This is a genomic window from Anoxybacillus dikiliensis (assembly GCF_050613275.1).
Lineage (GTDB): Bacteria > Bacillota > Bacilli > Bacillales > Anoxybacillaceae > Anoxybacillus.
In genome coordinates, this window is sequence record NZ_CP187112.1 from 210001 (window position 1) to 222500 (window position 12500).

Consider the following 12500-nt stretch of genomic DNA (forward strand, 5'->3'; position numbering starts at 1 on the left):
GGTTACCCGCGACAGGACGGAAAGACCCCGTGGAGCTTTACTGCAGCCTGATATTGAATGTTGGTGCGACATGTACAGCATAGGTGGGAGACTGAGAAGCCTGGACGCCAGTCTAGGTGGAGTCGCCGTTGGGATACCACCCTTGTCGTACTGAGATTCTAACCCGCACCCCTGATCGGGGTGGGAGACAGTGTCAGGTGGGCAGTTTGACTGGGGCGGTCGCCTCCCAAAGCGTAACGGAGGCGCCCAAAGGTTCCCTCAGAATGGTTGGAAATCATTCGAAGAGTGTAAAGGCAGAAGGGAGCTTGACTGCGAGACCTACAAGTCGAGCAGGGACGAAAGTCGGGCTTAGTGATCCGGTGGTTCCGAATGGAAGGGCCATCGCTCAACGGATAAAAGCTACCCCGGGGATAACAGGCTTATCTCCCCCAAGAGTCCACATCGACGGGGAGGTTTGGCACCTCGATGTCGGCTCATCGCATCCTGGGGCTGTAGTCGGTCCCAAGGGTTGGGCTGTTCGCCCATTAAAGCGGTACGCGAGCTGGGTTCAGAACGTCGTGAGACAGTTCGGTCCCTATCCGTCGCGGGCGTAGGAAATTTGAGAGGAGCTGTCCTTAGTACGAGAGGACCGGGATGGACGCACCGCTGGTGTACCAGTTGTCCCGCCAGGGGCACAGCTGGGTAGCTATGTGCGGAAGGGATAAGCGCTGAAAGCATCTAAGCGTGAAGCCCCCCTCAAGATGAGATTTCCCATCGCGTCAAGCGAGTAAGATCCCTTGAAGATGACAAGGTTGATAGGTCCGAGGTGGAAGCGTGGCGACACGTGTAGCTGACGGATACTAATCGATCGAGGACTTAACTAAGCACACAAGAAAAGCGGAGAACGGTTCTTGACGTAGTCAAGAAAACGTCTGAACTCCTGTTATCTAGTTTTGAAGGAATAATCCTTCACGCCTGACATGGTGCTATGAAAAAGTATGTTTGCTCGGTGACGATGGCGGAGAGGTCACACCCGTTCCCATCCCGAACACGGAAGTTAAGCTCTCCAGCGCCGATGGTAGTTGGCGGGACACCGCCTGCGAGAGTAGGACGTTGCCGGGCATTATTGTATTTATCGAGAGAATTAGTCTGATGTGATTATGGGATGGAGCACGAATGAATCCACATCCTTGAAATTACATCAGTGTACCGCCCGAGTTGCTCGATGTACTTTACTTGATTGAATACATTTTTTCATCATCGCGGGGTGGAGCAGCCAGGTAGCTCGTCGGGCTCATAACCCGAAGGTCGCAGGTTCAAATCCTGCCCCCGCAACCAATGGAACGAAACGATATAAGTTTCGTGTTTTTTTATGCCTTTTTTGCTTTATGTTTTGTTTTCGTGTACACTTATATGTGTAGTATTTCCTTAGGAGAGCGATCCTAAGGTCTTTTTTGTATGTTGATTTTATTTAATTAGGGGAATGAACGATGAAAACATATGAATATGTATCACATCATCCTGAAGATACGTTAGCATTAGCGATGAAACTTGCTCGGTACGTTCAGCCACAAGACGTTATTACGTTAGAAGGTGATTTAGGGGCAGGAAAAACAACGTTTACAAAAGGACTAGCAAAAGGGTTAGGAATTAACCGCAATGTCAGCAGCCCGACTTTTAATATTATTAAACAATACGAAGGACGTCTCCCTTTGTATCATATGGATGTATATCGTTTAGCAGAAAGTGAAGAAGATTTAGGTTTTGATGAATATTTTTTTGGCGATGGTGTAACGGTTGTGGAATGGGCACATATTATTGAACCATATTTGCCAGTTGACCGTTTACATATTACGATTAACCACGCGGATGGAGGAAGCAGGATCATTCGCTTCTCTCCGATCGGCCAACGTTATGAACAGTTATGTAAGGAGATTTTTAACGATGAAAGTGTTAGCTATTGATACATCGACATTTGTTATGGGGATCGCTGTTGTTGATGGACAAATTGTTAAAGGGGAAATCATTACGAATTTGAAAAAAAATCATTCGATACGAGTGATGCCTGCGATTGAGAAACTACTTCAAGAATGTGACATGAGTCCAAAAGATCTTGAACGGATTGTTGTTGCCAAAGGACCTGGATCATATACAGGTGTTCGCATTGGCGTGACGATTGCCAAAACACTCGCATGGACATTGGGCATTCCGCTTGTCGGCGTATCAAGTTTAGAAGTGATGGCAGCAAGCGCAAAATATTTTCAAGGTCTCGTTGTTCCGTTAATGGACGCTCGGCGAGGACAAATTTATACAGGTCTTTACAAAGTGGAAGGAGATCATGTGCAATCGATCGTAGCTGATCAAGTCATTTTAGCGACAGAGTGGGCAAATGAATTAAAAGCATATAATGAACCGATTTTATTAGTTGGAAACGATAGTTGGCTACATGAAGCAACATTTGTTGAAACACTAGATCGTGTTCAAGTAGCTCCAGCAACACTTCACAATCCGCGCCCAAGTGAGCTCGCGTGGTTAGGAATAAATCGCGAGCCGGAAGACATCCATACATTTGTGCCAAACTATATTCGTTTAGCAGAGGCGGAAGCGAATTGGCTTGCTCGTCAGCAAGAAAGGACGGAATGTTAAGTGGATGTTTCTTTTCGCTTTATGACGCTTCAAGATCTCGACCGCATTGTGGAAATCGAACAGCTTTCATTTACGCTCCCATGGAGCCGTTCTTCCTTTTATCAAGAATTGACAAGTAATCCGTATGCTCGTTACATTGTAATGGAGTATGATGGACAAATTATTGGTTATTGTGGCATGTGGTTAGTGATGGATGAAGCGCATATTACAAACATTGCGGTGTTGCCACAATTTCGTGGTAAAAAACTAGGAGAAGCGCTAATGAAACAGGCGATGGCGTTAGCGAGAGAAGAAGGAGCTCAAACGATGACATTGGAAGTGCGGGTGTCGAATATCGTTGCACAATCATTGTATCGAAAGCTCGGCTTTTTAAATGGCGGTATTCGTAAGCGATACTATTCAGATAACCAAGAAGATGCATTAGTAATGTGGGTGAAATTATGAGTGAAAAAGATATATTTGTGCTTGGAATTGAGACAAGCTGTGATGAAACAGCAGCTGCCATTGTGAAAAATGGACGTGAAATTGTAGCTAACGTTGTTGCCTCACAAATGGAAAGTCATCAACGATTTGGCGGAGTTGTTCCTGAAATTGCATCGCGTCACCATGTTGAGCAAATCACGCTCGTGTTAGAAGAAACGATGAAGCAGGCAAATATGAATGTTAGCGAAATTGATGCGATTGCGGTAACAGAAGGTCCGGGATTAGTTGGAGCGCTATTGATTGGCGTGAATGCTGCGAAAGCATTAGCTTTTGCGCATCGCATTCCGCTTGTCGGCGTGCATCATATCGCAGGGCACATTTATGCGAATCAACTTGTACAAGACATGAAATTTCCGCTATTAGCTCTTGTTGTGTCAGGAGGGCATACGGAGCTCATTTATATGAAAGAGCATGGAGTGTTTGAAGTCATTGGTGAGACGCGAGACGATGCGGCTGGGGAAGCGTATGACAAAGTTGCACGTGCGTTACAGCTACCTTATCCTGGAGGGCCTCACATTGATCGTTTAGCGAAACAAGGAAAACCGACCATTGATTTGCCTCGTGCATGGTTGGAAGAAGGTTCGTATGACTTTAGTTTTAGTGGATTAAAGTCAGCCGTTATTAATACGTTGCACAATGCAAAACAGCGTGGAGAGACGATTCAACCGGAAGATATGGCAGCAAGTTTTCAGACAAGTGTTGTCGAAGTATTAGTAGGAAAAACGATACAAGCGGCTGCGCATTACGACGTGAAACAAATATTGTTAGCTGGCGGTGTCGCTGCAAATGAAGGATTGCGCACACAATTGCGAGAACAAATGAAGCGACTTCCAGAAGTTGAACTCGTTATTCCACCATTATCGCTTTGCACAGATAATGCAGCGATGATTGCAGCAGCTGGAACAATATTATTTCAACGAGGAAAGCGCGCTACCATGGCGTTAAATGCGAATCCAAGCTTACTGTTATAGCAAGAGGGTGTCCCAAAAGTGATGGGGCACTCCTTTTTTATAACTATATACGTACGAAGCAACTTGACATTATGCAAAGAAAAACTTAGTCACATTTTGTGGATTATGTTATCCACATATATGTGGATAATGTGGAAAACATGTACTATATGTTATTTTATCATAACGAGTTAACCACAAAGGAATAGACAAATTTTTTTATAATATTGTGGATAATGTGGAAAAGTGCGTGAATAACTTATATTTAGGTGTTTTTTCTGTGGATATGTTTGTGCAAAAAGATGAGCTAGTCCACAAATGGAGCTAGCTCATCATTATTGTTGTAAAAGTTCCCATTGTTCGAATAACTCATCAAATTTTTGTTTTAGGGCGTCAATGTGCGCTTGTGTGTCTCGAGCCTTTTCGTAGTCGTTGTAACAAGAAGGATCATATAGTTGTTGTTCGTACGCCGAAATTTGTTGTTCAAGTTGTTCCATTTCCATTTCTAATTGTTCGATTTTTCGTTTTCGTTGTCGTTCTAGCTTTTTACGTTCTTTTTCTTCTTCATACGAACGTTTTGGTGACAAGGGCTCGTTTGTTGTAGCTTTTTGATTCATTTGTCCGAGCTCAATCAGCTCCGCTTTTTTTGCCACGTAATAATCGTAGTCTCCTAAATATTCAACAAGACCATCTGTGGATAACTCGTATATTTTTGTTGCGATTTTGTTAATAAAATAACGGTCGTGAGAAACGAATATAATGGTTCCTGGGTATTCAATAAGCGCTTGTTCGAGCACTTCTTTGCTGTCTAAATCTAAATGGTTTGTCGGTTCGTCTAATACTAATACGTTGGCTTTTTTCATCATCAGTTTGGCGAGAGCGAGCCTAGCTTTTTCACCACCGCTTAATGTTTGTACAGGTTTCAATACATCGTCACCAGAAAATAAAAAGTTTCCGAGGATCGTGCGAATTTCTTTTTCCGTCTTTAATCGATCTTCATCCCATAGTTCATCGATAACACGTTTGTTCGATGTTAATTGTGCTTGTTCTTGATCATAATAGCCAATTTGTACATTTGTTCCGTAGCGGAGCTTGCCATGTTTTGCAGGGAGTTGTTTGATAATCGTTTTTAAAAGAGTCGATTTTCCAATTCCATTTGGTCCAATGAGTGCGATGCTATCACCACGAGTGACACGGAATGATAGGTTTGTTGCAATGATGTGATCATAACCAATGGCTAAATCGGTAGCTGTTAACACGTCGTTTCCGCTTGGTCGTTCAATTTCGAAGCGAAATGATGCCGATTTTTCATCACCGAGCGGTTTTTCAATGATATTCATTTTTTCTAATTGTTTTCTTCTGCTTTGTGCTCGCTTTGTCGTCGATGCACGGGCAATATTTCGTTGAACAAAATCTTTTAATTTCGAAATTTCCTCTTGTTGTTTTTCATACAGTTTCAGTTGTTGTTCAAATTGTTCTGCCCGTTGTTGTAAATAACTCGTATAGTTTCCAACGTATTTTTTTATTTTCGTGCGTGATAGTTCATACACTTGTGTCACGATTTGATCAAGAAAATAGCGGTCGTGTGAGACGATGAGAATGGCTCCATCATAATTTTTTAAATATTGTTCAAGCCATTGCAATGTTTCCATATCTAAATGGTTTGTTGGTTCGTCTAAAATCAACAAATCTGGTTTAGCAAGAAGGAGTTTGCCGAGCGCTAGCCGCGTTCGCTGTCCACCGCTTAACGTGGATACTTTTGTTGTGTAGTCATACTGAGAAAAGCGCAGACCATGAAGCACAGAACGAATATCGGCTTCATATTGATAGCCACCTTTTTCTTTAAATTCCGTTTGTAAACGGTCATAATGTTCAAGTAAGCGCTCATAGTCGGCACCGTGCAAGCTCATTTGTTGTTCTAGGTCACGTAATTGTTTTTCCATTTGTTGAAGGGGGGCAAACACATCAAGCATTTCTTCCCAAATAGAGCGATGGGCGTGCAAACCGGTATATTGGTCTAAGTAACCAATTGTTACGTGCTTCGGTTTTATCACTTCCCCGGTGTCATATGACAATTGGCCGGCAATGATTTTTAATAGTGTAGATTTCCCCGCCCCATTTCTTCCAACTAACGCAATACGGTCTTTTTCTTGTATTTCAAGCTTAATGTCTGATAAAACTTGTTCTGCCCCGTATGATTTGGATAGTTGATTTACTTGTAAAATGATCATCATTTTTCACCTCAATCTTCTTTTGATAGTGTAACGTACTTTCTTGATGTTCGGCAACACTAGTGTGCGAATAACAAATTTGACAAAAATAATAATAAAGGTTACAAAGGAAAGACAGAATGAAAAAAATAGTGTATAGTTTAAAAGTGGGGAGAACTTTTCAGACGTATAGGAGAGAAAAATGAAAGCGCTAACTATTTGTGAAAGGAAATGTGGGGGATTGACTCGTGAATAATGAACAACCAAAAATTCCGCAGGCGACCGCAAAGCGACTACCGTTGTATTATCGTTTTTTGAAAAACTTGCATGCATCAGGAAAGCAGCGTGTATCTTCAGCGGAGTTAAGTGAAGCCGTAAAAGTCGATTCAGCAACGATTCGCCGTGATTTTTCATACTTTGGTGCGCTTGGAAAAAAGGGATACGGTTATAATGTGAATTATTTACTGTCGTTTTTCAGAAAAACGTTGGATCAAGATGAAACGACAGAAGTAGCGTTATTTGGGGTCGGAAATTTAGGGACTGCATTTTTAAACTACAATTTCAGCAAAAATAATAATACGAAAATCGTGATGGCATTCGATGTCGATCCAGACAAAGTCGGAACGGAAGTAGGGGGCGTTCCCGTTTATCATTTAGATGAATTGGAAGAAAAACTAGGTGGGATTACGGTAGCGATTTTAACCGTTCCAGCCCAAGTTGCCCAACCGATTACCGATCGACTTGTCCAAAAAGGCATTAAAGGAATTTTAAACTTTACGCCTGCTCGCCTGCATGTGCCTGAACACATTCGCGTTCATCATATTGATTTAGCGGTCGAATTGCAGTCACTTGTTTACTTTTTGAAACATTACGGAAATGAGTAAACCTCCCGTTCATGAGCGGGAGGTTTTTTTCAATAAAGAACGAATAGCTGTGCCAAAATCTAATGTAGCAATAAGGATAAATAACATCGTTGTGACGTCCCAAATGCCATCATCAGCGCTGTCGACAGCAAAATAAGTGAATAAAATGCCCATCAAAAAGTAAAATAACGGCTCAGACTTCATGAAAACAGCCCCCAAATCACGAATTGCATTTGTTCTGCTTCCTTCATTATTTTTTCAATTTCTTCAGCAAATAACGTTTGAATGGCAACGACAAATGTGTTCATCAGTACATGTGCTGCAATAGGTACGAGGATACGCTTTGTTTTGACATATAAGAAAGCAAATACGAATCCCATCGTTGCATAAAGAAGCAAATGTTCAAACTCTAAATGAACGACAGCAAATAAAAGGGAACTGACAGTCGCTGATAAGAAAAAGTTATATTTTTGATACAGCGTTCCAAAAATAATTTTTCGAAAAATGATTTCTTCTAAAATCGGTCCGACGATCGAAGTGACGAGCATAAGCGCTGGTGTTAGCTTTACCATTTCAACGATGCGCTTCGTATTTTCGGACCCCATCTCGACGCCAAATACGTGCATCTCAATATTTGCTGCGATGCCTTGAGCGAAAAGAGCAAGAAAAAATCCCCCAATTCCCCAAAAAATTGACGTTCCGATAGATGCTTGACGGCGATCATATGAGTATCTCATATCTTCTCTCATGAAATAAAGAACGAAAAGAAAAGCGATCGAGAAGCTAATGACAGCCCAATAACCCGAGGCAATGGATAGGGCGATTTCTCTATTTGATTTGTCAACAAACCCGCTATGTGCAAGCAAAGGAACGCCAATTAAACTAGATAACTGCATGGCGATGTATGTAATAATGACATACCAATATTGCTTTTTCACGTGTTCAACTCCTTTTGACAAAATGAGTACTTTTTCATTTTACCATATTTTTTGTATGAAATTCGAAAGGAAAGGCATAATGAAAGAGGGAATTATTTAATGAAAAATTTTTAACTTCCTACTTGCAAAATTGAAAAAAGTTCATTAATATAATAAGTGTGTTAGCACTCAATGATGATGAGTGCTAATAACGGAACGAAAATCTAATTAAGGAGGTCGTTTGCCGTGTTGAAGCCACTAGGTGATCGTATTGTCATTGAATTAATTCAAACTGAAGAAAAAACAGCGAGCGGAATTGTCTTACCAGACACAGCGAAGGAAAAACCACAAGAAGGAAAAGTTGTGGCAGTTGGTTCAGGTCGCATTCTTGATAATGGTGAGCGCGTAGCTCCAGAAGTAAGCGTTGGTGACCGCATCATCTTCTCAAAATATGCGGGCACAGAAGTAAAATATGATGGAAAAGAGTACTTAATCTTGCGTGAAAGCGACATTTTAGCTGTGATTGGTTAATCGTTCGCCTGATAACATATAAAGCATACAAAAATACTTAACAAAAAATTATCATCAAGGGGGTAAGATGTATGGCAAAAGAAATTAAATTCAGCGAAGAAGCTCGTCGTGCGATGTTACGCGGTGTAGATAAATTAGCCGATGCAGTAAAAGTAACATTAGGTCCAAAAGGTCGTAACGTTGTATTAGAGAAAAAGTTCGGTTCTCCATTAATTACAAATGACGGTGTAACGATTGCAAAAGAAATCGAGTTAGAAGATCCGTTTGAAAATATGGGTGCAAAGCTTGTTGCGGAAGTAGCAAGCAAAACAAATGATGTTGCTGGTGACGGTACAACAACAGCGACTGTATTAGCGCAAGCGATGATTCGTGAAGGATTGAAAAACGTAACAGCTGGTGCGAACCCAATGGGCATTCGCAAAGGTATTGAAAAAGCTGTTGCGGTTGCGGTAGAAGAATTAAAAGCGATTTCTAAACCAATTGAAGGAAAAGACTCCATTGCTCAAGTTGCAGCAATTTCTGCGGCTGACGAAGAAGTTGGTCAATTAATCGCAGAAGCAATGGAACGCGTCGGTAAAGACGGTGTGATTACATTAGAAGAGTCTAAAGGCTTCACGACAGAATTAGATGTTGTGGAAGGTATGCAATTTGACCGTGGCTATGTATCTCCATACATGATTACAGACTCTGACAAAATGGAAGCTGTATTAGACAATCCATACATCTTAATTACAGATAAAAAAGTTTCAAGCATTCAAGAACTTCTTCCTGTATTAGAGCAAGTTGTTCAACAAGGCAAACCATTATTAATCATTGCTGAAGATGTAGAAGGCGAAGCGCTTGCGACATTAGTCGTAAACAAACTTCGTGGCACATTCACAGCTGTTGCAGTAAAAGCGCCTGGCTTCGGTGACCGTCGTAAAGCGATGCTTCAAGATATCGCTATCTTAACAGGCGGTGAAGTCATTACAGAAGAATTAGGTCGTGAATTGAAATCAACAACAATTGCTTCACTTGGTCGTGCAACGAAAGTCGTTGTGACAAAAGAACATACAACGATCGTTGGTGGCGCTGGTCGTGCAGAAGACATTCAAGCACGCATCAACCAAATCCGTGCTCAACTAGAAGAAACAACTTCTGAATTTGACCGTGAAAAATTACAAGAGCGCTTAGCAAAATTAGCTGGTGGTGTTGCGGTTATTAAAGTCGGTGCTGCAACTGAAACTGAATTGAAAGAGCGTAAGCTTCGCATCGAAGACGCATTGAACGCGACACGTGCGGCGGTAGAAGAAGGTATCGTTGCCGGCGGTGGTACAGCGTTAATGAACGTATACAGCAAAGTTGCGGCAATCGAAGCAGAAGGTGACGAAGCAACTGGTGTGAAAATCGTTCTTCGTGCGATCGAAGAGCCTGTTCGTCAAATCGCACAAAACGCTGGTTTAGAAGGCTCTGTCATCGTTGAACGTTTAAAAACAGAAAAAGCTGGTGTTGGTTTCAACGCAGCAACTGGCGAGTGGGTTGACATGATCGAAGCTGGTATCGTTGACCCAACAAAAGTAACTCGTTCTGCGCTTCAAAACGCAGCATCTGTTGCGGCTATGTTCTTAACAACAGAAGCGGTTGTTGCTGATAAACCAGAAGAAAACAAGAACACACCTGGCATGCCTGACATGGGCGGCATGATGTAATATAAAAGAGAACTAGTCACAATTAAAAATACATTCAAACGTAAGGGCTACTTCCTTTGTAAAGGGGGTAGTCCTTCTTGTGTAGTTAAAAATTTATCTAAAAAACAAAGAATAGAACCAACCGCTTGAATCCATGCGCCTGCGATGCTGATCGACTGCCCTTCTTCCTTATTTCCTCGCTCCTCATATATTCCGCCGATCGCTTGTAGGGCGTTGCCAATTGATTGAAGTACATTTCCAACGGGGTTTAATGGAGATGATTGTTCACTTCCCCAATCATCTGCGAATGAAAGGAGTCCGCCTAACGATTGTAACCAGTTTCCTGTAATCTCTAGACGCTCTCCTTCTTTGCTTAATAGGGCAGCGACAACTGTCACATTCCCAATGGATTGTATGCCATTTCCATATGTACCTAGTACATTGGATGTTTTATCATCTGCTTCTAAGGCACTTCCAGTTGCTTGCAGTACGTTTCCCCACAAATCAAGAGCGAACTGTTTTTTCTCACTTAAAGAAGGAATGCTTCCAACAGCTGATGTGACCGTGCCTAAAGCTTGGGTAAATGAACCAAACAGAGTTCTCATTTGAGGATCCATACTCATTCTCCTACGTTCATCTTGCTCGTATATCATATGCAAGTCATTTTGTTCGGTTAATTGTTAGAAAATTTAATAAAAAAGATGATATCTTGACCGATGAGGAATGAAGTTGGTAGAATGGATTAAAATTTAAGATGCGCACCTTCGTATATCCTCGATAATATGGTTCGAGAGTCTCTACCGGGACACCGTAAATGACCCGACTACGAAGGCAGTGTTCTATATTGCTAGAATTCTGCCTTCGTTTTTTTATGAGGAGGTATGAATGCTAGCTTTTTTTATTATGTGTAGATGGGGTGATTTCGTTTGAGTCAGCAGGAAATGATCGTCGTTTTAGATTTCGGTAGTCAGTACAATCAGTTGATTACGCGCCGCATTCGTGAGTTTGGTGTGTACAGCGAGCTGCATCCACATACCATTACGGCCGAGCAAATTCAACAAATGAATGTAAAAGGAATTGTCTTTTCGGGTGGACCGAATAGCGTGTATGATGAACAATCGTTTACGTGCGATCCAGCGCTTTTTCAATTAGGCATTCCGATTTTAGGTATTTGTTATGGTATGCAGCTGATGACACACCATTTAGGAGGGAAAGTAGAAAAAGCAACGCATCGAGAATACGGAAAGGCAACGATTACGGTGCAGCGTCCGTCGCAATTGTTTAGTGATTTACCGACGGAGCAAATTGTTTGGATGAGTCATGGAGATTTAGTGACGAAAACGCCGGAAGGGTTTACTGTTGATGCGACAAGCCCATCTTGCCCAATCGCCGCGATGAGCGATGAAACGAGAAAGTTTTATGCTGTTCAGTTTCATCCTGAAGTACGTCATTCCGTATATGGTAATGAGTTGTTGAAGCGATTCGTATTTGAAATTTGTGAATGCAAAGGCGACTGGACGATGGGAAGTTTTATCGATCACGAAGTTCGTAAAATTCGCGAACTCGTCGGCGATAGAAAAGTGCTTTGCGCTTTAAGTGGCGGTGTTGATTCATCGGTCGCAGCTGTTCTCGTTCATCGTGCTATTGGTGATCAGTTGACGTGTATTTTTGTTGATCACGGTTTGCTTCGTAAAGGGGAAGCGGAAAGTGTGATGAAGACGTTCCATGAAGGCTTCCATATGAACGTCATTAAAGTAGACGCAAAAGAGCGGTTTTTAAATAAATTAAAAGGTGTAAGTGATCCGGAGCAAAAACGAAAAATTATCGGAAATGAGTTTATTTACGTGTTTGACGATGAAGCAGCAAAATTGGATGGCATTGAGTTTTTAGTACAAGGTACACTTTACACGGATATTATTGAGAGCGGAACTGCAACAGCTCAAACAATTAAATCACATCATAATGTCGGCGGCTTACCTGAAGATATGAAATTTAAATTAATTGAGCCGCTAAATACGCTGTTTAAAGATGAAGTGCGTGCCCTTGGCACAGAATTAGGTATTCCAGATGAAATTGTATGGCGTCAGCCGTTCCCGGGACCAGGACTTGGTATTCGCGTGTTAGGTGAAGTGACAGAAGAAAAGTTAAATATTGTTCGTGAATCGGATGCCATTTTGCGTGAGGAAATTAAAAAAGCAGGCCTTGATCGTGATATTTGGCAATATTTCACCGTCCTCCCTGACATTCGTAGCGT

The 12500-nt window shown here is 41.9% G+C and carries 12 protein-coding genes, 1 tRNA gene, 2 rRNA genes and 1 riboswitch (2 of these 16 only partly in view); of the genes, 11 read left to right on the forward strand and 4 right to left on the reverse strand.

The window, feature by feature from the left end; translation table 11 throughout:
* The 7 genes from ACPF7I_RS01255 to tsaD all read left to right on the forward strand — a co-directional run.
* A 23S ribosomal RNA gene (locus ACPF7I_RS01255) occupies window positions 1-863 on the forward strand; it begins 2063 nt to the left of the window's first position.
* A gap of 121 nt (window positions 864-984) precedes the next feature.
* Window positions 985-1101, forward strand: a 5S ribosomal RNA gene (gene rrf / locus ACPF7I_RS01260).
* Between the two features lie 139 nt (window positions 1102-1240).
* A tRNA-Met gene (locus ACPF7I_RS01265) sits at window positions 1241-1317 on the forward strand.
* Window positions 1318-1469: 152 nt separating this feature from the next.
* A complete protein-coding gene (gene tsaE, locus ACPF7I_RS01270; protein WP_430745299.1) occupies window positions 1470-1943 on the forward strand; it encodes a tRNA (adenosine(37)-N6)-threonylcarbamoyltransferase complex ATPase subunit type 1 TsaE in 474 nt (157 codons plus the stop codon).
* Entirely contained in the window at window positions 1924-2625 is a 702-nt protein-coding gene (gene tsaB / locus ACPF7I_RS01275) for a tRNA (adenosine(37)-N6)-threonylcarbamoyltransferase complex dimerization subunit type 1 TsaB (RefSeq protein WP_430745298.1), read from the forward strand. The genes tsaE and tsaB overlap by 20 nt, the downstream gene beginning before the upstream one ends.
* Entirely contained in the window at window positions 2626-3069 is a 444-nt protein-coding gene (gene rimI, locus ACPF7I_RS01280) for a ribosomal protein S18-alanine N-acetyltransferase (protein ID WP_430745297.1), read from the forward strand.
* Window positions 3066-4079: a tRNA (adenosine(37)-N6)-threonylcarbamoyltransferase complex transferase subunit TsaD gene (gene tsaD, locus ACPF7I_RS01285; protein WP_430745295.1), complete on the forward strand. Its 1014-nt coding sequence runs from the start codon at window positions 3066-3068 to the stop codon at window positions 4077-4079. The genes rimI and tsaD overlap by 4 nt, the downstream gene beginning before the upstream one ends.
* A 314-nt stretch (window positions 4080-4393) precedes the next feature.
* Here tsaD and ACPF7I_RS01290 read toward each other — a convergent pair whose 3' ends face one another.
* A complete protein-coding gene (locus ACPF7I_RS01290) occupies window positions 4394-6289 on the reverse strand; it encodes an ABC-F family ATP-binding cassette domain-containing protein (protein ID WP_430746010.1) in 1896 nt (631 codons plus the stop codon).
* 227 nt (window positions 6290-6516) lie between these two features.
* Here ACPF7I_RS01290 and ACPF7I_RS01295 point away from each other — a divergent pair, with 227 nt between their 5' ends.
* A complete protein-coding gene (locus ACPF7I_RS01295) occupies window positions 6517-7152 on the forward strand; it encodes a redox-sensing transcriptional repressor Rex (RefSeq protein WP_009362635.1) in 636 nt (211 codons plus the stop codon).
* A gap of 9 nt (window positions 7153-7161) precedes the next feature.
* Here the strand turns inward: ACPF7I_RS01295 and ACPF7I_RS01300 are convergent, their stop codons facing one another.
* Entirely contained in the window at window positions 7162-7335 is a 174-nt protein-coding gene (locus ACPF7I_RS01300; RefSeq protein ID WP_009362636.1) for a YdiK family protein, read from the reverse strand.
* Window positions 7332-8069, reverse strand: a complete 738-nt coding sequence (locus ACPF7I_RS01305) for a lysostaphin resistance A-like protein (RefSeq protein WP_430745293.1) — start codon at window positions 8067-8069, stop codon at window positions 7332-7334. Before ACPF7I_RS01305 ends, ACPF7I_RS01300 begins: the two co-directional genes overlap by 4 nt.
* 225 nt (window positions 8070-8294) lie before the next feature.
* Here ACPF7I_RS01305 and groES point away from each other — a divergent pair, with 225 nt between their 5' ends.
* Both groES and groL read left to right on the forward strand, forming a co-directional pair.
* Window positions 8295-8579, forward strand: coding sequence for a co-chaperone GroES (gene groES, locus ACPF7I_RS01310; RefSeq protein WP_430745292.1), 285 nt, complete (start codon window positions 8295-8297; stop codon window positions 8577-8579).
* A gap of 71 nt (window positions 8580-8650) precedes the next feature.
* Window positions 8651-10267, forward strand: a complete 1617-nt coding sequence (gene groL / locus ACPF7I_RS01315) for a chaperonin GroEL (RefSeq protein ID WP_219986531.1) — start codon at window positions 8651-8653, stop codon at window positions 10265-10267.
* Window positions 10268-10314: 47 nt separating this feature from the next.
* Here groL and ACPF7I_RS01320 read toward each other — a convergent pair whose 3' ends face one another.
* Window positions 10315-10863 (reverse strand): DUF6944 family repetitive protein, encoded by a 549-nt coding sequence (locus ACPF7I_RS01320; protein WP_430745290.1) that lies wholly within the window; start codon window positions 10861-10863, stop codon window positions 10315-10317.
* Window positions 10864-10990: 127 nt separating this feature from the next.
* Window positions 10991-11092: riboswitch (purine riboswitch) on the forward strand.
* Window positions 11093-11187: 95 nt separating this feature from the next.
* On the opposite strand from ACPF7I_RS01320, the gene guaA reads away from it, so the two are divergent.
* Window positions 11188-12500, forward strand: partial view of a glutamine-hydrolyzing GMP synthase gene (guaA, locus tag ACPF7I_RS01325; protein WP_430746009.1) — the 5' portion only. Its footprint extends 208 nt past the window's final position; only the first 1313 of its 1521 coding nucleotides appear in the window; the start codon lies at window positions 11188-11190; its stop codon lies off the right edge, out of view.